At 70.0% G+C, this 20,173-nt stretch carries 18 protein-coding genes; 7 read left to right on the forward strand and 11 right to left on the reverse strand.

From position 1 onward, the window contains the following. From rplT to infC, 3 genes are read right to left on the reverse strand one after another with little or no spacing between them, the layout of a single operon-like run. A complete protein-coding gene (rplT, locus tag BLW32_RS17000) occupies positions 1 to 381 on the reverse strand; it encodes a 50S ribosomal protein L20 (protein WP_068520470.1) in 381 nt (126 codons plus the stop codon). A gap of 50 nt (positions 382 to 431) precedes the next feature. Continuing rightward, positions 432 to 626: a 50S ribosomal protein L35 gene (gene rpmI, locus BLW32_RS17005; protein ID WP_068520473.1), complete on the reverse strand. Its 195-nt coding sequence runs from the start codon at positions 624 to 626 to the stop codon at positions 432 to 434. 47 nt (positions 627 to 673) lie between these two features. Then, positions 674 to 1,312, reverse strand: coding sequence for a translation initiation factor IF-3 (gene infC / locus BLW32_RS17010; RefSeq protein WP_074850652.1), 639 nt, complete (start codon positions 1,310 to 1,312; stop codon positions 674 to 676). A gap of 282 nt (positions 1,313 to 1,594) precedes the next feature. Here infC and BLW32_RS17015 point away from each other — a divergent pair, with 282 nt between their 5' ends. Then, complete coding sequence (locus tag BLW32_RS17015) at positions 1,595 to 1,981, forward strand: recombinase RecA (protein WP_068520477.1); 387 nt, start codon at positions 1,595 to 1,597, stop codon at positions 1,979 to 1,981. A gap of 152 nt (positions 1,982 to 2,133) precedes the next feature. Beyond that, positions 2,134 to 2,409 (forward strand): hypothetical protein, encoded by a 276-nt coding sequence (locus BLW32_RS17020; protein WP_068520479.1) that lies wholly within the window; start codon positions 2,134 to 2,136, stop codon positions 2,407 to 2,409. 94 nt (positions 2,410 to 2,503) lie between these two features. On the opposite strand, the gene nrdH is transcribed toward BLW32_RS17020, so the two are convergent. Further along, positions 2,504 to 2,761 (reverse strand): glutaredoxin-like protein NrdH, encoded by a 258-nt coding sequence (nrdH, locus tag BLW32_RS17025; protein ID WP_068520481.1) that lies wholly within the window; start codon positions 2,759 to 2,761, stop codon positions 2,504 to 2,506. A gap of 126 nt (positions 2,762 to 2,887) precedes the next feature. Further along, positions 2,888 to 5,746 (reverse strand): excinuclease ABC subunit UvrA, encoded by a 2,859-nt coding sequence (gene uvrA / locus BLW32_RS17030; protein ID WP_068739795.1) that lies wholly within the window; start codon positions 5,744 to 5,746, stop codon positions 2,888 to 2,890. Between the two features lie 51 nt (positions 5,747 to 5,797). Here uvrA and BLW32_RS17035 point away from each other — a divergent pair, with 51 nt between their 5' ends. Further along, entirely contained in the window at positions 5,798 to 6,454 is a 657-nt protein-coding gene (locus tag BLW32_RS17035; RefSeq protein ID WP_068739796.1) for an MBL fold metallo-hydrolase, read from the forward strand. A gap of 4 nt (positions 6,455 to 6,458) precedes the next feature. Here BLW32_RS17035 and BLW32_RS17040 read toward each other — a convergent pair whose 3' ends face one another. From BLW32_RS17040 to BLW32_RS17055, 4 genes are all read right to left on the reverse strand, one after another. Beyond that, positions 6,459 to 7,502: a DNA polymerase IV gene (locus BLW32_RS17040; RefSeq protein WP_068739798.1), complete on the reverse strand. Its 1,044-nt coding sequence runs from the start codon at positions 7,500 to 7,502 to the stop codon at positions 6,459 to 6,461. Positions 7,503 to 7,559: 57 nt separating this feature from the next. Next, positions 7,560 to 8,645 (reverse strand): hypothetical protein, encoded by a 1,086-nt coding sequence (locus tag BLW32_RS17045; RefSeq protein WP_068739800.1) that lies wholly within the window; start codon positions 8,643 to 8,645, stop codon positions 7,560 to 7,562. A gap of 18 nt (positions 8,646 to 8,663) precedes the next feature. Then, positions 8,664 to 11,537, reverse strand: coding sequence for a hypothetical protein (locus BLW32_RS17050; protein ID WP_068739802.1), 2,874 nt, complete (start codon positions 11,535 to 11,537; stop codon positions 8,664 to 8,666). 117 nt (positions 11,538 to 11,654) lie between these two features. Beyond that, complete coding sequence (locus BLW32_RS17055; RefSeq protein ID WP_068739804.1) at positions 11,655 to 12,821, reverse strand: epoxide hydrolase family protein; 1,167 nt, start codon at positions 12,819 to 12,821, stop codon at positions 11,655 to 11,657. Between the two features lie 103 nt (positions 12,822 to 12,924). Here BLW32_RS17055 and BLW32_RS17060 point away from each other — a divergent pair, with 103 nt between their 5' ends. The 4 genes from BLW32_RS17060 (at position 12,925) to BLW32_RS17075 (ending at position 17,398) form a co-directional block, all read left to right on the forward strand. Next, positions 12,925 to 13,491: a CGNR zinc finger domain-containing protein gene (locus BLW32_RS17060; protein ID WP_068739806.1), complete on the forward strand. Its 567-nt coding sequence runs from the start codon at positions 12,925 to 12,927 to the stop codon at positions 13,489 to 13,491. A 38-nt stretch (positions 13,492 to 13,529) separates the two neighbouring features. Next, complete coding sequence (locus BLW32_RS17065) at positions 13,530 to 14,705, forward strand: FAD-dependent monooxygenase (RefSeq protein WP_068739807.1); 1,176 nt, start codon at positions 13,530 to 13,532, stop codon at positions 14,703 to 14,705. Continuing rightward, positions 14,702 to 14,977, forward strand: a complete 276-nt coding sequence (locus tag BLW32_RS17070; protein ID WP_068520505.1) for a hypothetical protein — start codon at positions 14,702 to 14,704, stop codon at positions 14,975 to 14,977. Before BLW32_RS17065 ends, BLW32_RS17070 begins: the two co-directional genes overlap by 4 nt. Positions 14,978 to 15,079: 102 nt before the next feature. Then, a complete protein-coding gene (locus tag BLW32_RS17075; RefSeq protein WP_068739809.1) occupies positions 15,080 to 17,398 on the forward strand; it encodes a HelD family protein in 2,319 nt (772 codons plus the stop codon). A gap of 5 nt (positions 17,399 to 17,403) precedes the next feature. Here BLW32_RS17075 and BLW32_RS17080 read toward each other — a convergent pair whose 3' ends face one another. Both BLW32_RS17080 and uvrB read right to left on the reverse strand, forming a co-directional pair. Further along, a complete protein-coding gene (locus tag BLW32_RS17080) occupies positions 17,404 to 17,847 on the reverse strand; it encodes a universal stress protein (protein WP_068520509.1) in 444 nt (147 codons plus the stop codon). 153 nt (positions 17,848 to 18,000) lie between these two features. Next, complete coding sequence (uvrB, locus tag BLW32_RS17085) at positions 18,001 to 20,163, reverse strand: excinuclease ABC subunit UvrB (RefSeq protein WP_068739811.1); 2,163 nt, start codon at positions 20,161 to 20,163, stop codon at positions 18,001 to 18,003. Positions 20,164 to 20,173: the final 10 nt, after the last annotated feature.

The following is a 20,173-nucleotide window of genomic DNA, read 5'->3' on the forward strand; positions in this document are numbered from 1 at the left end:
TTACGCGACGGGCGCGTTCACGTCGGCGGGGAGCGCCTTGCGGGCGACCTCGACGAGCGCGGTGAAGGCGGCCGGATCGGAGACGGCGATCTCGGCGAGGTTCTTGCGGTCGACCTCGACGCCGGCCAGGTTCAGACCCTGGATCAGGCGGTTGTAGGTCAGGTCGTTGGCCCGCGCGGCGGCGTTGATACGCGTGATCCACAGCTTGCGGAAGTCGCCCTTGCGCGCACGACGGTCGCGGTACGCGTAGGTGAGCGAGTGGAGCTGCTGCTCCTTGGCCTTGCGGTAGAGGCGCGACCGCTGACCGCGGTAGCCCTTCGAGGCCTCGAGGATGGAACGACGCTTCTTCTGAGCGTTCACTGCGCGCTTGACGCGTGCCATAGGTCTTCGTCCTTACGTGATGAAAAGTTCTAGCGGGTACCGGGAGCGGCTTACTTGCCGAGCAGCTTCTTGATGCGACGCACGTCGGCGGGCGCGACCTCGGCCACACCGTCGAGGCGACGGGTCACGCGCGAGCTCTTGTGCTCGAGCAGGTGGCGGCGGCCGGCCTTCTGGCGCAGGACCTTGCCACTCCCCGAGATCTTGAAGCGCTTCGAGGTACCGCTGTGGGACTTGTTCTTCGGCATGTGTTCGTCTCTCTGTCTCGTTCTACTGCCGTGCGCGACGTGCGTCGCTACTCGGCCGGAGCCTCGGGCGCGGCGGGCCGCGCCACCGGGGCTTCCTTGTCCTGCTGCGCCTTGGCGCGGGTCTTCGCGCCCTTGTGCGGGGCGAGAACCATGGTCATGTTGCGCCCGTCCTGCTTCGCCGACGTCTCGACGAAGCCGTACTCGGCGACGTCGGCGCCCAGGCGCTGCAGCAGACGGAAACCCAGTTCCGGACGCGACTGCTCGCGGCCGCGGAACATGATCGTGACCTTCACCTTGGAGCCCTGCTCCAGGAACCGGACGACGTGACCCTTCTTGGTCTCGTAGTCGTGGTCATCGATCTTCGGGCGGAGCTTCTGCTCCTTGATCACGGTCAGCTGCTGGTTCTTCCGCGACTCGCGCAGCTTCTGCGCCGCCTCGTACTTGAACTTGCCGTAATCCATGATCTTGCACACGGGCGGGCGGGCGTTCGGCGCCACCTCGACCAGGTCGAGATCCGCCTCGTACGCCAGCTTGAGCGCATCTTCAACTCGCACGATCCCGACCTGCTCGCCGCCGGGGCCGACGAGTCGGACCTCGGGAACGCGGATCTGACCGTTGGTGCGTGTCTCAGTGCTGATGGGGCCTCCTTGAATAGGTGCTCGTGTCGTGGTGCGAGCGGTCTTCACTCGTAGACCGCCGCGCAGCCGACGAGGCCCACCCAAGTCCCACGCAGCGAAAAGGCCCCGACCAGGCTTTTCGCCTGACGGGGCCCACACCGACCGATTCGGGCCCCCGACGGCGTACGCCGACGATCGACCCCTCCTCCAACGAGGAGACCGCAGCGGAAATTCCTCACGGAATCCGCGGCGGCGACCGGACCAGCCGACCGGAGGTCGACGTGGTGGGAGTGGACTCCACTTGCTGCCCCGGACAGAGCCGGAGCGGTCGCACATGACAGTGTAGCAGTCGTGAGTGAGAATCCGAATTCGTCCCCCGAGCCTGACACCCTGGAACGCCTGGTCGCGGACTCGCCGTCGATCGAGGTCATCTCCAGCGCCTGGATGCTGCTGATGAGCGCCGCGGCGGAGAAGCTCGGCCTCACCGGCGCGGACGGCGACGAGGCCAGCGCCTTCGACCCCCGCGAGAGCCCGCACTTCGACCTCGACGAGGCGCGGCGCCTCATCACCGCGCTGGCCGGCCTGACCACGGCGTCCGTCGAGTACCTGGGTCCGCACGCGGGCCCGTACCGCGACGGCCTGAAGTCGCTCCAGCTCGCCTTCCGTGAATACAGTAGTTACCCTGACGAACCGGGCCACGGTCCGGGCGAGAAGTACACGGGACCGGTGTACAGCTAACCCTCAGGGTTATCCCCCAAAAACACCCTGACCTGTGTAAATAGGTCTAGTGTTCCAGGTCACACCAGGCGTACCGTCACGGCATGACAAGGATGAGAACGCTTGCGGCCGGCGTACTGGTCGCTGCTGGAGTAATGGCACCTCTGGGGACGATGACCGCCACCACGGCGGCCGCCGCCCCGACCCCCGCGGTCTCGCACCCCGGGCACGGATGGTGCGAGCCCGGACGCTGGGTGGGCGGCTACTGGACCCAGGGCCGCTGGCACCCGGGCTACTGGCAGGGCGGCTACTGGCGGCCCGGCTGGGTGGACCGGTGGGGCTGGCATCCCGGCTACTGGGTGCAGCCGCGGTGGAACCCGGGCTGGTACGAGCAGGGTCGCTGGATCCCGGGACGCTGGGTTCCGGGCCACTGCTACCCGCACCGCTGAACCGACCACCGAACAACCCTCCACGGCCGAAACGAACGGGCCCTCAGCCGCATCCCCGCGGCTGAGGGCCCGTTCGGCCTTCTGAGGTGGCGCGCTACGCGCCGGCGACCGCCGCCGGCGCGGACGCCAGCGTCTTGATGCGGTCGGGCCGGAAGCCCGACCAGTGGTCGACACCGTCGACCACGACGACCGGCGCCTGCAGGTAGCCGAGCGCCAGGACGTACTCCCGCGCCTCCTCGTCGAGGCTGATGTCGACCGAGGTGTACTCGACGCCCGCCTTGTCGAGCGCACGGTAGGTCGCCGTGCACTGCACGCACGCGGGCTTGGTGTAGACGATCACGTTGCTGCTCATGCCCTCAATACTACATCTAGTGTCACACGCGTGCAATTTACACAAGATGCTGTGGATCGCGCTCCACAGGCGTCCCCAGGCGATCCACCGTCCGTCCACAGCCGCATCCCCAGGGCCGCGACTCCCCTACGTCGACAGAGCCTCCTTGAGGAAGGTCCCTGTGTAGGAATCCGGCACCGCGGCCACGTCCTCGGGGGTGCCCTGCGCGACGACGGTGCCGCCCCCACTACCGCCCTCGGGGCCCATGTCGACGATCCAATCCGCGGTCTTGATCACGTCGAGGTTGTGCTCGATGACGAGCACCGAGTTGCCCTTGTCGACGAGCCCGTCGATCACCTGCAGCAACTTCGCGATGTCCTCGAAGTGCAGACCCGTCGTGGGCTCGTCGAGGATGTAGACGGTGCGGCCGTTGGACCGCTTCTGCAGCTCCGCCGCGAGCTTGACGCGCTGCGCCTCGCCGCCCGACAGCGTGGTCGCGGGCTGGCCCAGCCGGACGTAGCCGAGGCCGACCTCGACGAGGGTCTTGAGGTAGCGGTGGATCGACGTGACCGCCTCGAAGAACTCGGCGGCCTCCTCGATCGGCATGTCGAGCACCTCGGCGATGTTCTTGCCCTTGTAGTGCACTTCCAGCGTCTCGCGGTTGTACCGCGCGCCGTGGCACACCTCGCAGGGGACGTAGACGTCCGGCAGGAAGTTCATCTCGATCTTGATCGTGCCGTCACCCGAGCACGCCTCGCACCGGCCGCCCTTGACGTTGAACGAGAACCGTCCGGGCTGGTAGCCGCGGACCTTCGCCTCGGTGGTGGCGGCGAACAGCGTGCGGATCTTGTCGAACACGCCCGTGTAGGTGGCCGGGTTGGACCGCGGCGTCCGGCCGATCGGCGACTGGTCGACCTGCACGAGTTTGTCGAGGCCGTCGAGCCCGGTCACGCGGCTGTGCCGCCCCGGGACCTGGCGCGCCCCGTTGAGCTTGTTCGCCAGCACCGTCGCGAGGATGTCGTTGACCAGGGTCGACTTGCCCGACCCCGACACGCCCGTCACCGCCGTCAGCACGCCCAGCGGGAAGGCCACGTCGATGTTCTGCAGGTTGTGCTCGCGAGCGCCGACGACCTTGAGCTGCCGCTTCTTGTCGATCGGCCGCCGCACCGCGGGCACCGGCAGCGCGCGACGCCCCGACAGGTAGGCGCCGGTCAGCGAGTCCTTGTTCTTGAGCAGCGCCTTGTACGTCCCGCTGTGCACGACCTTGCCGCCGTGCTCGCCCGCGTACGGACCGATGTCGACGACCCAGTCCGCGGTGCGGATCGTGTCCTCGTCGTGCTCGACGACGATGAGCGTGTTTCCCAGGTCGCGCAGCCGCACGAGGGTGTCGATGAGCCGGCGGTTGTCGCGCTGGTGCAGGCCGATCGACGGCTCGTCGAGCACGTAGAGCACGCCCGCGAGGCCGGAGCCGATCTGCGTGGCGAGCCGGATGCGCTGCGCCTCGCCGCCCGACAGCGAGCCCGCGGCGCGCGACAAGGAGAGGTACTCCAGGCCCACGTCCAGCAGGAACGCGATGCGGGCCTGCACCTCCTTGAGCACGCGCCCGGCGATCGCCGCCTCGCGCGCGCCCAGCTTGAGGTCGGAGAGGTAGTCGGAGCACTCCCCCACGGACATCGACGCGACGTCCGCGATCGACTTCTCGCCGAACCGCGGATGGTCGAGCGTCACGGCGAGGATCTCGGGCCGCAACCGCGCGCCCGAACACGCAGGACACGGCACGTCGCGCATGTAGCCCTCGTACCGCTCCTTCATCTGCTCCGACTCGGTGGACTCGAGGCGGCGGTGCAGGAAGGGCATCACGCCCTCGAACTCGGCATAGTACGAGCGGGTGCGGCCGTACCGGTTGCGGTACTTCACGTGCACCTGATGCTCGGAGCCCTCGATGACGGCCTTGCGGGCCTTCGCCGGCAGGTCCTTCCACGGGGTGTCCAGGTCGAAGCCCATCGCATCGCCGAGGCCGGAGAGCAGGCGCAGGAAGTACTCCGCGCTCTGCCCCGACGACCAGGGGGCGATGGCACCGTCGGCGAGCGAGAGCAGCGGGTCGGGCACGACGAGCTCCGGGTCGACCTCCTTGCGGACGCCGAGGCCGTCGCACTCCGGGCACGCGCCGTACGGCGAGTTGAAGGAGAACGAGCGGGGCTCGAGATCGTCGACCGCGATGGGGTGCCCGTTGGGGCAGGCCATCTTCTCGGAGAAGCGCCGCTCGCGCTCGGGATCGTTCTCCTCCCGGTCCACGAAATCGAGCACGACGATGCCGTCGGCCAGCCGCAGGGCCGTCTCGATCGAGTCGGTGAGCCGCTGCTTGGCCGTCGCCTTCACGGCCAGGCGGTCGATCACGACCTCGATGTCGTGCTTCTCCTGCTTCTTCAGCTTCGGCGGCTCCGCGAGCTGGTACACCACGCCGTCGATCCGGGCGCGGGAGTAGCCCTGCGTCTGCAGCTGGTTGAACAGGTCGACGAACTCGCCCTTGCGGGTGCGGACGACGGGCGCGAGCACCTGGAACCGCGTGCCCTGCTCCATGTCGAGCACTTGGTCGACGATCTGCTGCGGCGTCTGCCGCGCGATCACCGAACCGCACTCGGGACAGTGCGGCGTGCCGGCCCGCGCGTACAGCAGGCGCAGGTAGTCGTACACCTCGGTGATGGTGCCGACGGTCGACCGCGGGTTCCGGTTGGTCGACTTCTGGTCGATCGACACCGCGGGCGAGAGGCCCTCGATGAAGTCGACGTCGGGCTTGTCCATCTGCCCGAGGAACTGGCGCGCGTACGCCGACAACGACTCGACGTACCGCCGCTGCCCCTCCGCGAAGATCGTGTCGAAGGCGAGGCTGGACTTGCCGGAGCCCGAGAGCCCCGTGAACACGATCAGGCTGTCGCGCGGGAGATCCACATCGATACCCCGCAGGTTGTGCTCGCGCGCTCCGCGCACGATCAAACGATCGACCACCGTGATCCCCTCATCAGACTCATTGCAGGCCCACAGCGCGGGCCCGCGTCAATGCTAGGCAACCGCACTGACAAGTTTTCGCCGCGCGGTAGCGTCGGGACCGTGACCACCACGATCAAGCAGATTTCCGTCGGCGGTATGGACAACAACGTGTACCTGGTGAGTGATTCCGCCGGGCGCACGCTCCTCATCGACGCCGCCAACGAGGCCGAGCGGATCCTCGAGGTCGCGCGGGAGACCGGCGGCGTCGAGGTCATCGTCACCACCCACCGCCACCTGGACCATTGGTACGCACTGGCCGACGTCCGCGCGGGACTCGGCGTGCCCGCGGCGGCCGGCGTCAACGACGCCGAGGGCATCGACGCGCCCACCGACCGCACGCTCGCCGACGGCGAGGTGCTCACCGTGGGCGACCTCACGTTCGACGTCATCGAGCTGGTCGGCCACACGCCCGGCTCGATCGCGCTCGCCCTGCGTCCGGAGTTCGACGGCGCGCCCGTCCACCTGTTCACCGGCGACAGCCTGTTCCCGGGCGGCGTCGGCAAGACCGGCTCGCCCGAGGACTTCGACCGCCTGTACACCGACGTGACCACCAAGCTCTTCGACCGGTTCGACGACGACACCGTCGTGCACCCCGGCCACGGCAAGGGCACCACCCTCGGCGCCGAGCGCCCCCACCTCGCCGAATGGCGCGAGCGGGGCTGGTAGTCGATCAGGGGTAGCCGCCCTCCGGCGGCACCATCTCGCCGCGCACGCCCAGCAGCCGCACCGGGCGGTCGTCGTCGAGGGCTCGGTACAGCGCCTCGGCAGTGTCGGCGATGGTCGCCGGATCGAAGGTCGGCTCGGGCAGCTTCCGCACGCGATTGACGGTGAAGAAGGGTGCGAACCTCACCTTCAGGTGCACCCGCATGCACGGCCGGGCCTCCGCCCGCAGGTCCCCCGCGACTGCGCCCGCGAGCTCGTCCAACGCGCCGCGGACCTGCTCGAGAGTCGCGAGATCCTCCTGGAAGGTCCGTTCGTGCCCGTGGGCGCGAGCGACCCACGGTGTCTCGTCCACCCGGTCGGGCCCCGCGCCGCGCCCCAACCCGAGTAGGTAGGGCCCGGTGCGCGGTCCGAATTCCGCGACCAGGGCGGCCTCGTCCGCCGCAGCGAGATCCGCGACGGTGATGATGCTCAGTCCTGCCATGCGCTGGGACAGGCGCGATCCGATCCCCCACAGGTCGCGCACGGGCCTGCCGCCCATCACTGCGAGCCAGTTCTCGCGCGTGAGCTGGAACGTTCCCCGGGGCTTCCCGAGGTCGGTGGCGTTCTTCGCACGGACGGTGGTGTCACCGATCCCGATCGAGCAGTGCAGGCCGGTCGCGCCGAGCACCGCGCGCTGGATGGCGGCGGCCGCCGCGGCCGGGTCCTCGGTGTCCAGCCCGACGAACGCCTCGTCCCACCCCAGGACCTGCACGGCCGCGTCGGGGAGCCCCCGCAGCGTGCCCACCACCTCGGCGGACACCCGTTCGTAGGCCGGGAAGTCCACGGGCAGGAAGACGGCGTCGGGACACCGTTTGGCCGCGGTGCGCAGCGGCATGCCGGACCGGATGCCGAACGCGCGGGCCTCGTACGACGCCGTCGACACCACGGCCCGTTCGGTCGGGTCGCCGCGTCCGCCGACGACCACGGGGCGGCCCACCAGCTCGGGGCGACGCTGCATCTCGATCGCGGCCAGGAACTGGTCCATGTCGACGTGCAGCACCCACCGTGTCATGTCACCAGTGTGCTGCGCGGCCGGACCGATCGGCGGTGAACCGTCCCGAGAGCCCGCTCACGGGGCGGGACAGCTCAGCCCCGGCCGGTAGACCGCGTACCGCCGCCCCTCGGGGTCGAGGGTGAAGCCGAGGTGGTTCTTGTAGAACGTGAAGTGCGCGGTGAAGCCCCGGTACACGTTCATCAGCTTGTCCCCGCCGACGTCGTACTCCGAGTACGTGCCGAGCGGCGCGGCGTGCACCGCCGCCCCGGTCGCGTCCGCGAGCGCGGCGGCGTACGACGCCTGGTTGGCGCGGCAGAAGGCGTGCCTGACGAGCTTGAAGGCGATCGCCACCGTCGAACTGCGCGGCGGGAACGGGGTGAACCCCGTGACCCCGGTCAGGAGCTGATTGAGCAGCTGGACGTCCTCGTCCACCACCGCGTCCAGCTGCAGCACCACGTCGCCCCCGAGACTGGTTCCCGAGTAGCCCTTCGCCTGTTCCACGGCCCACAGCGTGTGATGCACCACCTTCGGGAAGGCACAGCCCCACAACCACGAAACCCCGTCCGAGGCGAACGCCTTGCGGAGGAGGTCGAGCTGGGCCGCGTCGGTCGTCGGCGGCTGGAAGTCCAGCCGAGGCCTGGCGTCCTTGTCGTCGGGGTCCCGCATCGTGCCCGTCAGCGGCACCGTCATCGTCGACGGTGCGCCGAACAGGTTCGGGATGGTCAGCTCGATGGTGCGGTCGTCGTCGCTGTTGACCAGGATCGGGCCGCCCATCCAGCCGTGGCTGAAGATGCTCAGCTCGGTCAGTGAGCCGGGGGCGGCGGCGCCGATGTCCTGTACCCGCCGATACACCTCGGGCATACCCATCACGGTCCACTGGCCGGGCTTGAACCGCGTGTGTCCGCCGGCCGTCGTGTAGCTCGCGCGCGTCACCGGGGTGAAAGGCTTCGTGCTGGTGACGGACTCGGTGCGCGTGCCACCGGGGAACGTGATGTCGCGGACCTCGACCTCCCCCGCGCGGACGTCCATCGTCACGAAGCGAAGGTCGGCCCGGGAGGTGTTGCGGCGCTCCAGGAACCGGCGACGGTTGTCCGCCAGTTCCCGGAAGTCGACGCCCTTGAACTCGTAGTCGACGCCCGCGACCAGGAGGACCTGTTTCATCTCGGCGCTCCCGCCCGCTCAGACGACCGGCTGCCAGTCGTCGCCGACCTTCGTCCACGACGGCAGGTCGTCGTTCGGACGGAGCTTGGCGAGCGTGGTGGGGAGGTGCACGAGCCACGGCTCCCCCTGCGGCACCTCGTTGCCGGGCGCCCCGGTGGCCTCCTGGATCTCCTTGATGATCGGGACGTACAGCGGATCGGTGACGTCCGGTGCCGGTCCGCCGGCCCAGATCTCGCCGGTCTCCAGGTAGTGGAGCACCGCCGCCTCGAATCCGGGGCGGACCGGGAACACCACGCGCGCGGCGCCGGCCCGGAGGAAGTCCGCGAACAGCGGGTCCACATCGTCCAGCAGCATCCGGTGCGACCAGCCGGGCTTCCACCCCCAGAAGTACGGGTAGAAGAAGTGGACCAGGTGCTCCCACTCGAAGGCCTGCTCGAAGAACCGCACGTACGGCATCTGCGCGGCGGCGCGGGCCAGGTGCGGCTGGGGATACCCCTCGCCGGAGAGGGACAGCGCGCCGAACGAGTCGAAGTGCTGCGCGGTGATCATCGTGAGGCACTGCTTCCGCAGCTCGGTACTCGTGATCCGCTGGTTCCACGCGGGGTTGCGGCCCGCGATCACCACGCCGGCCTTGGCCGCGGCCTCCGCGAGCGCCGACTCGTAGGCCTGCACCTTCGCCAGGTAGCCCTGCGTGATCGCCGCGTGCGCCTTGAGCTGCCACACCTTGTAGGCGCGCGGGGTCCGCTCGCAGAAGATCTCGACGGTGGCGGCCAGGTTCCGCATGCCGTGACCGAAGTACGCGACCGAGACCGACCCGACCTCGCCCGCCATGTCGACGTAGCCGACGCCGTTGATCGCGTCGACCCAGTTGCTGCCGATCATGACGTGCCACGCGGCCGAGTTCGGGTAGTACCAGAAGCCGCACTGGAAGAGCGCGTACTTCGCGACGTAGCCGTCGTCGATGGCGAGGTCCTGGGATTTGCTGCTCTCGTACGGCGACTGGTTGACGACGGCGTCGAACGCCTTGGACACCGTCCGCACCGGCGGGGGCGGCGCCTCCAGCCCGGTCACGTCGTAGCGGTGCGCCCACGCCGTGTAGTTGGCCTCGGTGATCTGGTCCGCGGTGAGGGTGAACGGGACGGGCTTGGTCAGCTTCTCGCCCTCCGCGGCGTTCGCGTTCTGGGCCGTGATGAACGCGGTCCCCGGCTCCGGCACCGTCACGTCGAACAGCAACCGCTTGCCGTAGTTGTAGACCTGCGCCTGCATCACCTTGTCGACCCACTGGTAGACGCCGCTGACGTTGCCGCCGCCCGTCGTGTTGTCGAAGCCGTGGCTGTACTTCTCCTCGAACTCGTTGATCGTCGTGGTCGATCGGCGTTCGAGGACCCGCTCGATCACCTTGCTCACGGACCGCGCGACGACGTCCTTGCTGAACTCGGACGCCTGCTTCGCGGATTCCTCGCTGGAGCTCTTCGTGCTGAAGTCGGCGTTGGCCTTGACCTCGACGAACGGGCCGTACTTCGCGTCGACGGAGACGCCGGCCTTGAACTCGGTGTCCTGCTTGAGCGTCTGGCTGGTCTCCCGCTTGAGGGAGAACCGGTCGGTCGACTGGACGTCGCGCTCGTCCTCCCGGGTGGTCTCCGACTCGGTGAGGACCGTCGTCTCTGTGCGATCCAGGCGGCGGGTCTCGCGGTTCAGCCGCTCCGTCTTGAGGACGTTCTCGATGTGGCCGACCTCGCCGCCCTCGTAGCGCAACACGTGCTGGCGGACGAGGAGCAGGTCCCCGATCCCGACGGGCCGGATGGTGCCGTGTCCGGTGGGCATCGACGTGGCCGGCGGTCCGACGTAGTCGGAGGCCGCCGCGGTGCCGAGGAAGGACGATCCGATGGCGACGATCGCCTCCGAGGCGACGCTCATGCGGGCGTCGGCGGCGGTGAGCAGTTCGGTACGCGCATCGTGGATCCGGCGCATCACCGACGGCAGCGCGTCGGTGCCCAGATCCAGGTCCAGGTTCGCGATCGTCGCGCGCACCGCGGGCGAGATCCGCCCGACCGTCGTCTCCGAGAGCTGCCACGGCGCCCGCAGCTCCGCGGACCGCGGGGCCGGCTGATTGGGCTGTTCCCGCGTCGGTTCCCGGCCCTCACGAGCCTCGGGCCGCGCGGCGCGCGCCTCCCGGACGTCCCCCGTCGCGGGGCCGTGAGGCGGCGCGTCCCGCTCGATGAGGAAGTCACCCGCCCGCAGGCGGCCGAGCTCGGCCAGAGCGGCGTCCAGACGCTCCACCTCGGCCGCGTTCGCCGGATCCGGGTCCTTCGCCGGTGGCGCGGTGGGCGCGGCGGGCGCGGCGGGTCCCGCGTGCGGTCGATCGATCTGCGCCGCCGGTTCGCGCTCGCCGGAGTCACGGTCGTGGTCGCCCCAGGTCGGCATGGACAGGGGCCGTAGGGCGACGGGGTCCGCTCCCTCGGCGAGCGCGCGGAGGGCGTCGTAGCCGCGGGCAGCGGTGGCGAGGGCCCGCGCATCGGTGCCGGAGGAGTCCGAGACCAGCTTCGTCGCCACCAGCACGTCGGCGAGCCGGCCCTCGTCGCGGGTGAAGGCGTCGTCGGCCACGATCTCGGCCACCGGAATTCCGGTGAGCGCCTCGACGACGGAACGGACGGCCGCCGCGGGGCGGGCGCCCCCTGCCAGTTCGGCGGCGACGGCGAGGGCGGCGCTCGCGTACGCGAGGTCGTCGGTGCGCCGGAGGGCATCGTCCCGGCGGAGCAGTTGGGCCGCCCGGCGGCGGGCGACACCGGCGCCTCGCGTTCCGTCGAGGGACGGCGGATCGAGCGTCTTGATCTCCGTGGAATCCGGAGCGTCGGCGGGGCGCAGCAGTACGAAACGGAACAGATCGTCCACGATCGGCTTCTTTCTCGGAGAGCGGGGAATGGTCCGAGAGACGCTACGAGCGGCGCGGGCCCGGCACACGAGTAGCCGAGTACCCGAATCCCGCACCGCCGTACTCGAATCGGGCGCTCAGCGCGCGAGCAGGACCGCCGCCAAGCCCTCGCGCAGGTCCGCGACGAACAGGTCGGGCACCTCGAGCGACGGGAAGTGGCCCCCGCGGTCCGGCGACCGCCACCGCACGATGCGCCGGTACCGCTGCTCCGACCACGGACGCGGGTACTTCTCGATGTCGCGGGGGTAGATCGTGATCGCCGCGGGCACATCGACGCGGAGCGACGGGTCGAGGGAGGCATGGCTCTCGGCGTAGATGCGCGCGGCGGAGGCGCCCGACCGGGTGAGCCAGTACAGCGTGACGTCGTCCAGGATCCGGTCGCGGGAGATGGTCTCGAACGGGCCGGCCTCGGTGTCCGACCATTCGGCGAACTTGTCGAGGATCCACGCGAGGAGACCCACCGGGGAGTCGACGAGCGCGTATCCGATGGTCTGCGGCCGGGTCGCCTGCTGCTTGGCGTAGCCCGCGCGGTTCGCCCAGAAGTCCGCTGTCTCCGCGGCCCACGCGCGTTCGACCTGGCTCAGCCCCTCCGTCGTCAGGCCGGGCGGCCCTTCCGCGAAGGTCGTGTGGATGCCGAGGACGCGGCCCGGAAAGCGACCCGCGAGCACCGTCGTGATGTTCCCGCCCCAGTCGCCTCCGTGCGCCAGGAACCGCGAGTAGCCGAGTCGGCCCATCAGCTCGACCCATGCGGCGGCGATCCTCTCCGTCCCCCACCCGGTGCTGGACGGTTTGTCGCTGAAACCGAATCCGGGGAGCGACGGGGCCACCACGTGGAAGGCCGGTGCCCTGTCGTCGGCCGGGTCCGCCAGCTCGTCCACGACGTCGACGAACTCCGCGACGCTCCCCGGCCAGCCGTGGGTCATGATCAGGGGCGTCGCGTCCGCGCGGGGCGAACGCCGGTGGAGGAAGTGGATCCCGAGACCGTCGACGACCGTGCGGAACTGGCCGATCCGGCGCAGGCGGTCCTCGAACGAACGCCAGTCGTACCGGGTGCGCCAGTAGTGCACGACGTCGACGAGGTCGGCGAGTGGAACGCCCTGGTCCCATCGTCTGCGTCCCGCGGCGCCGCAGTCGACGGTCTCCCGCTCGGGTAGTCGAGCCGCTCCCAGCCGGGAACGGAGTTCCGTGAGCTCGGCGTCGCTGACGCGGGCGTCGAACGATGTGATGCCCTCGGAGCGGGACATGGCCGACCTCCTGCACGGTTGCCCGGAACCCGGCTTCGTTCTGAACCAGCTATGACGGTTCTAGCATCGCAAGCACCGAGCCGCAACCGGCTATGGTGGTTCCATGGCACGGCTCCCCGACTTCCGCCTCGGCAGTGTGCTCGCGACGAGCTTCACCGCGACGCTCACGGAGCGCGCCGGCGAGCCGGTCGAACGGATCCCCACGCCACAGCGCCTCGCCGACTGGTTCGGGGTCGTCGGACTGACCACCGGCCCCTGCACCGACGAGGACCTCTCCCGCGCGGTGGAGCTGCGCGAGGCCATCCACCGGGCGGCGACCGCCGCCGCCGACGACGAGCCCGTCCCGCAGCACGCGGTCCGCGTCATCAACGCGCACAGCGCGAGGGGGCGCGCCGCTGCGGCACTGACCCCGCACCGCGAGCGTCGGTGGCGATTGTCGCGGGAGACGGCGGTGGACGACGCCCTCGGCGTGATAGCCCAGGACGCGATCGCCGTCCTGAGCGGCGAACGTGCAGGACGGTGGGCGCTGTGCGCCTCCCCCACCTGCCGTGCGGCCTTCTTCGATACCAGCCGCAGCCGCACCCGCCGCTGGTGCGAGATGAACACCTGCGGCAACCGGGAGAAGAAGGCGCGCTTCACCGCCGCCCACGGCGCATCCGCGCAACAATGATCGACACCATTGTTTCCGCGAACGATCGAGGAGACCCGATGACCGGCCCCAGGGTGTTGATCGCCGGCGCGAGCATCGCCGGACCCGCGCTCGCGCACTGGCTCGCGCAGTACGGCGCCGAGGTCACCGTCGTCGAGCGGGCACCCGGCCTGCGACCGGGCGGGCAGGCGGTGGACGCCCGCGGGGTCGCGCGGGAGGTGATCCGCCGCATGGGGCTCGACGAGGCCGTCCGCGCGGCGCGCACCGAGACCGCGGGCGCGCGGTTCGTGGACGAGGACGGCACCGTCGTCCAGACCTTCAGCGCGGAGGACGACGGCGGCGACGGCTTCATCGCAGACATCGAGATCCTGCGCGGCGACCTCTCCGGGGTGCTCCACGCGGCCACCCGCGACCGGGTGGAGTACCGGTTCGGCGACCGGGTCACGGGGCTCACGCAGGACGAGGCCGGGGTCGACGTCACCTTCGTGAGCGGCGCGGACCGCCGGTTCGAGCTGGTGATCGAGGCGGACGGCCTGCACTCCTCCGTCAGGGCGCTCGCCTTCGGCCCGCACGAACGCTACCTGCGGCATCTCGGGCACGCGATGGCCTTCTACACCGTCCCCAACGAGTTCGGCCTCGACCGCTGGCTGCTCGACTGCGTGGTGCCGGGCCGCTCGGCGGGCCTGCGCCCGATCCGCGACGCCGCGCTCGGGATGGCACTGTTCTCCTTCGCCGCCACCGAGGCCGAACTCGCGGACCGGGACCCCGGCACCCAGAGGGAACTGCTCCGCACCAAGATGGCGGGCCTCGGGTGGCTCACCCCGCGGATCCTCGCGCACGCCGACGCCGCCGACGACTTCTACCTCGACGCCGTCGCGCAGGTGGTCATGGACGGTTGGTACGCGGGCCGCGTCGCCCTCCTCGGCGACGCGGCGTTCTGCTCGTCTCCGATGTCGGGGCAGGGCACGAGCCTCGCTCTGGTCGGTGCCTATGTGCTCGCCGGGGAGCTCGCCGACGCGGACTGGCGACCGGCACCGGCGTTCGCCGCGTACGAGCGCCTGCTGCGCCCGATGGTCGAAGCGAACCAGCAGGTCGGTCAGTGGAACGCGGCGAGCCGCACCGTCCCCGCCCCCGGCGAGGCGCCCGCGACGTCACCGGAGGACTGGGACATGGCCGTCATCGAGCGCGCGATCAACGGCATCGATCTTCCCGACTACCCGGAGGTACCACGATGACCTCGGACTGGAACGACGTCGAGCCCCCGGCCAAGGAGGCCAGCGCCCGCGAGCGCCTCCGTTCCGGCGCCGTCGAGACGCCCCCGCCGGACAACCGTCGCACCCGACGCGCCGCGACCATGATGTTCGTTCTCGTCTTCGTGGGCCTCCCGCTCGTCGGAATCGCGTTCATCGATCGGGACGACGGCACGGGCCGGCTGTTCGGAATCCTGCTCCTGATCTACCTCGCGATCATGGGATTCCTGATGGTGAAGGCGATCATTCGCCGATGACGCCCGTTCGACCACGGGCGAGCGGGGCGGGTCACAGCGCGGAGTCCGCGGATCGTGGACAATGGACGGTCTGATTCATCGCTGCCGTCCACGAGGAGCCCCGTGACCACCGACGCCGTCGATCCCCTGCTCGCCGAGGAGCAGGCCCACCTCGATCGCGTGTACGCCCGGATCGACGCCATGCGCAGCACCGCGAACCGGCGCCGGGCCGACAACCTGCAAGAGGTCGGCGAGAACCCGCAGGAGATCTCCGAGCGGGACTCCTATCACCAGCTCTACACCGACGACATCGCGAAGTACGACGCCGCCGAGCAGAACCTCTACTTCGGCCGCCTCGACATGACCGACGCCGACGAGGGATCGACCGACGCGGTGCGTCGCATCGGCCGGATCGGCGTCCTCGACGACGACGAGGACCTCAGCACGCTCCTGCTGGACTGGCGCGCGCCGCTCGCCCGCCCGTTCTACCTGGCCACTCCCGCGCAGCCGGAGGGCGTCGCGGTGCGCCGCCACGTCCGCACCCGCGGCCGGGACCTCACGGGGGTGGTCGCCGAGCGCCTCACCCTCACCGGCGAGGGATTCGACGGTGCCGACGCCGGGCAGGGCCTGGGCTCCAACGTCGCCGGGGAGTCCGCGCTGGTGGATGCCCTGAACCGGGCGCGCACCGGGCACATGGCCGACATCGTGGAGACGATCCAGCGCGAGCAGGACACGATCATCCGGTCCGAGCACCGCGGCGTGCTCGTGGTGCAGGGCGGGCCGGGCACCGGCAAGACGGCCGTCGCGCTGCACCGCGCCGCCTACCTCCTGTACACGTACCGGCAGAACCTCTCCCGCACGGGCGTGCTCATCGTCGGCCCCAACGAGACCTTCCTCAACTACATCAGCCAGGTGCTCCCCAGTCTCGGCGAGACGGGCGTCCTCCTGAGCACCATCGGCGACCTGTTCCCCGGCGTCGTCGCGACACTGGAGGACACCGCGGCGTCAGCTCGGCTCAAGGGCTCGACCGCCATGGTAGAGGTCATGAAGCAGGCGGTCCGCGGCTGGCAGACGGTGCCCGACGAGCCGATCGTGCTGAAGTTCGACGGCTACCCGCTGACGCTCGATAAGAAGCTCGCCACCCGGGCCCGCGGCCGTGCCCGGTCGTCGCGGCGGCCGCACAACACGGCCCGCGCGATCTTCCGGCAATCCGCGCTCGACGCTCTCGCCGCCCAGCACGCGGCGACGATCGGGTCGTCGGTCGTGGACAACACGATGCTGCTCTCGCGCACCGACATCTCCGACATCCGCGACGAGCTGGCGCAGGACCGCGAGGTGCTCGGCGCGCTCGATCAGTTGTGGCCGGCGCTGACGCCGCAGCGGGTGCTCACGGAGCTGCTGCGCGACGAGGACCGGCTCGCCGAGGCCGCACCCGACCTCACGGACGCCGAACGTGCCGAACTCCGCCGGGCAGCGACGACGGGCTCGGACGGCAAGCCCGCCTTCTCCCCCGCCGACGCCCCGCTGCTCGATGAGATCGCCGAGTTCCTGGGCGACGACGACGCGGACGCCGACGAGGCGGAGCGCCAGTGGCGGCAGCGACTCGAGGAGGCGCAGGAGGCCCTCGACATCCTGACCGGTTCGGCGCCACAGGATCTGGACGACGAGTTCGACGCCGAGATCCTCATGGCCTACGACCTCATCGACGCCGAGCAACTCGCGCAGCGGCAGACGGTGCGCGAGTTCAACTCCACCGCCGACCGCGCGCGCGACGACCGGACGTGGACCTTCGGTCATGTCATCGTCGATGAGGCGCAGGAACTTTCGGCGATGGCCTGGCGAATGCTGATGCGCCGCAGCCCGAACCGGTGGATGACCCTGGTCGGCGACACCGCGCAGACCGGCGACGCGGCGGGAATGACGAGCTGGGGCGAAGCCCTCGACCCGTACGTGCCCGGCCGGTTCACGGTGTCCGAGCTGACGGTGAACTACCGCACGCCCAAGGAGATCATGGATCTCGCGGCGGACGTGCTGGCGGAGATCGACCCCGCCCTCTCGCCGCCGGCGTCCGTACGCGCGGGCGCGGAGCCGCCGCGCCTGGTCCGGATCGACGGTGCGCGGCCGCTGGCCGAGGCGGTGCGCGAGCTCCTACCGCGCGACGACGAACGGCTGACGGCGGTGCTGGCACCGTCGAGTCTGGTGGCCCCGCTGCGGCGGCTGACCTCGCCGTCCGTGCGGGTGATGAGCGTCCGCGACTCCAAGGGCCTGGAGTTCGACCACGTCATCGTGGTGGAGCCTGGGCTGATCGTCGGCGAGCCCGCCGAGGTGGAGTTCGACCGGGGGCTCCGGGACCTGTACGTGGCCCTGACGCGAGCGACCCAGACGTTGACCGTGGTCACGTCCGGGTCGCTGCCGCGCGCGCTGCGCGCTCTGGATGTGTGACGCTCCTACGTGGTGTGGACGATCAGGATGTCCACGGACGTCTTACGGGCGGCGTCCGAGGGCACCGAGCCCAGCAGGCGTCCGGTCAAGGAGTTCATTCCCTTGTTGCCCACGACCAGCAGGGCCGGCTCCGGGAGCGACTTGACCAGGTCGAGCAGCGCATCGACGGGCTGACCCTTGATGGCCCGCTTCTCGATGTTGGCGGCGCCGGCCTGCACCGCGCGGCCCTCGGCCGTGCGGAGCATGTCGTTGACGGGGTTCGCGCCCTGCAGCTGGTACGCGTCGGCGCCCAGGATGTCGGCGGCAGCGGGATCGGCGCCCTCGCTCGGCAGGAAGGCGCAGGCGATCACCAGCTTGCCGTCGCCGGACAGCGCAGCGGCGCGCTCCACGGCGCGCAGCGACGACTCCGAGCCGTCGGTGCCGACGACGATCGTGCTGTAGCCACTCATCGAGTCTCCTCTTTCTCTACGTTTCTCCAGCGGAGGTCTGCCACGGGAATGCCCTAGCATTACTTCTCCGACACAATAGCCCCATCCTTCCCGGGAACAGGCAGTTTGCGGCGGGGAACACACCGGGCAGGCCCCTGTGCTGCGATTCGCCGGTCATTGCAAACCGGCCGCGTCCATTTCTCGGAGCTCCTTCTTCAGGTCGGCGATCTCGTCCCGGATCCGGCCCGCGAGCTCGAATTGCAGTTCCCGCGCGGCATTCATCATCTGGTCGGTGAGTTCGGAGATCAGGTCCGCGAGCTCGGCCCTCGGCATCGATTTCACGTCCTCGCCCTCGTACATCCCGGCGCTCACCGCGGACGCCGACCGCAGCTCGCCCTGAGCGCGACGGCCGCGGGTGGCGTTGCGGCCGGAGCCGCCGATGGCCTGCTCCGTGTCGTCCGCCTCCGTGTACACCTGGTCGAGGATGTCGGCGATCTTCTTGCGCAGCGGCTTCGGATCGACGCCCATCTCGGTGTTGTAGGCGATCTGCTTCTCGCGACGGCGCTCGGTCTCCTCGATCGCCACGCGCATCGACTCGGTCACCTTGTCGGCGTACATGTGCACCTCGCCCGAGACGTTGCGCGCCGCGCGGCCGATCGTCTGGATCAGCGAGGTCGTGGACCGGAGGAAGCCCTCCTTGTCGGCGTCGAGGATCGCCACCAGCGAGACCTCCGGCAGGTCGAGGCCCTCGCGGAGCAGATTGATGCCGACCAGCACGTCGTACTCGCCGAGGCGCAACTGCCGCAGCAGCTCCACCCGGCGCAGGGTGTCGATGTCGCTGTGCAGGTAGCGGACCCGGATGCCCGCCTCCAGGAGGTAGTCCGTGAGGTCCTCCGCCATCTTCTTGGTGAGCGTGGTGACGAGCACGCGCTCGTCGCGCTCGGTACGGTCGCGGATCTCGTGGATGAGGTCGTCGATCTGCCCCTTGGTCGGCTTGATCACCACCTGCGGGTCCACGAGGCCGGTGGGGCGGATGACCTGCTCCACGAACTCACCGCCGGTCTGCCCCAGCTCGTACTGACCGGGCGTGGCCGAGAGGTAGACGGTCTGCCCGATGCGACCGGTGAACTCCTCCCAGGTGAGCGGACGGTTGTCGACGGCGGAAGGGAGCCGGAAGCCGAAGTCCACGAGGTTGCGCTTGCGGGAGGCGTCGCCCTCGAACATCGCGCCGATCTGCGGGACGGTCACGTGCGACTCGTCGATCACCAGGAGGAAGTCCTCCGGGAAGTAGTCGATGAGGGTGGCCGGCGCGGAGCCCGCTTCGCGGCCGTCGATGTGGCGGCTGTAGTTCTCGATGCCGGAGCAGAACCCCACCTGCCGCATCATCTCCACGTCGTACTGCGTGCGCATCCGCAGCCGCTGGGCCTCGAGCAGCTTCCCCTGCCGCTCGAACTCCGCCAGCCGCTCCTCGAGCTCCGCCTCGATGCCCTCGATGGCGCGGGCCATCCGCTCGGGCCCCGCGACGTAGTGCGTCGCCGGGAAGATGCGCAGGTCCTGGACCTGCCGCACGATGTCGCCCGTCAGCGGGTGCAGGTAGTACAGGGCCTCGATCTCGTCGCCGAAGAACTCGATCCGGATCGCGAGCTCCTCGTAGGACGGGATGATCTCCACCGTGTCGCCGCGGACCCGGAACGAGCCGCGGGTGAACGCCGTGTCGTTGCGCGAGTACTGCACGTCGACGAGCAGGCGCAGCAGCGCGTCCCGGTCGACCTCCATGCCGACCTCGAGCTGTACCGAGCGGTCGAGGTAGCTCTGCGGCGTGCCGAGGCCGTAGATGCACGAGACGGACGCGACCACCACGACGTCGCGCCGCGACAGCAGCGACGAGGTGGCGGAGTGCCGCAGCCGCTCCACGTCGTCGTTGATCGACGAGTCCTTCTCGATGTACGTATCGGACTGCGCGATGTACGCCTCGGGCTGGTAGTAGTCGTAGTAGGAGACGAAGTACTCGACCGCGTTGTGCGGCAACATCGCCCGGAGTTCGTTGGCGAGCTGCGCGGCGAGCGTCTTGTTCGGCGCCATGATCAGCGTGGGCCGCTGCACCTTCTCGATCAGCCAGGCCGTGGTGGCCGACTTGCCGGTGCCGGTGGCGCCCAGCAGCACCACATCGCGCTCGCCCGAGCGCAGCCTGCGCTCGAGGTCGGCGATGGCCGTGGGCTGGTCGCCCGCCGGCTCGTACTCGCTGACCACCGTGAACTCCGCCGGGGCCCGCTCGATCTCCCCGATGGGCCGGTGCTCGGAGTGCGCCACCACCGGTTGCTCTGCCGCGAATGCCATGGGTCCAGGG

Source organism: Tsukamurella tyrosinosolvens (assembly GCF_900104775.1).
In the GTDB taxonomy this organism is placed as follows: Bacteria; Actinomycetota; Actinomycetes; order Mycobacteriales; family Mycobacteriaceae; genus Tsukamurella; species Tsukamurella tyrosinosolvens.

Coding starts and splice junctions, on each gene's coding strand:
- nrdH (WP_068520481.1), bottom strand. CDS start 2,761: ATGAGCAGCAACGTGATCGTCTACACCAAGCCCGCGTGCGTGCAGTGC.
- uvrB (WP_068739811.1), bottom strand. CDS start 20,163: ATGGCATTCGCGGCAGAGCAACCGGTGGTGGCGCACTCCGAGCACCGG.
- BLW32_RS17055 (WP_068739804.1), bottom strand. CDS start 12,821: ATGTCCCGCTCCGAGGGCATCACATCGTTCGACGCCCGCGTCAGCGAC.
- BLW32_RS17040 (WP_068739798.1), bottom strand. CDS start 7,502: ATGACACGGTGGGTGCTGCACGTCGACATGGACCAGTTCCTGGCCGCG.
- BLW32_RS17065 (WP_068739807.1), top strand. CDS start 13,530: ATGACCGGCCCCAGGGTGTTGATCGCCGGCGCGAGCATCGCCGGACCC.
- rplT (WP_068520470.1), bottom strand. CDS start 381: ATGGCACGCGTCAAGCGCGCAGTGAACGCTCAGAAGAAGCGTCGTTCC.
- BLW32_RS17035 (WP_068739796.1), top strand. CDS start 5,798: ATGCTAGGCAACCGCACTGACAAGTTTTCGCCGCGCGGTAGCGTCGGG.
- BLW32_RS17060 (WP_068739806.1), top strand. CDS start 12,925: ATGGCACGGCTCCCCGACTTCCGCCTCGGCAGTGTGCTCGCGACGAGC.
- rpmI (WP_068520473.1), bottom strand. CDS start 626: ATGCCGAAGAACAAGTCCCACAGCGGTACCTCGAAGCGCTTCAAGATC.
- BLW32_RS17045 (WP_068739800.1), bottom strand. CDS start 8,645: ATGAAACAGGTCCTCCTGGTCGCGGGCGTCGACTACGAGTTCAAGGGC.
- BLW32_RS17080 (WP_068520509.1), bottom strand. CDS start 17,847: ATGAGTGGCTACAGCACGATCGTCGTCGGCACCGACGGCTCGGAGTCG.
- BLW32_RS17070 (WP_068520505.1), top strand. CDS start 14,702: ATGACCTCGGACTGGAACGACGTCGAGCCCCCGGCCAAGGAGGCCAGC.
- BLW32_RS17020 (WP_068520479.1), top strand. CDS start 2,134: ATGACCGCCACCACGGCGGCCGCCGCCCCGACCCCCGCGGTCTCGCAC.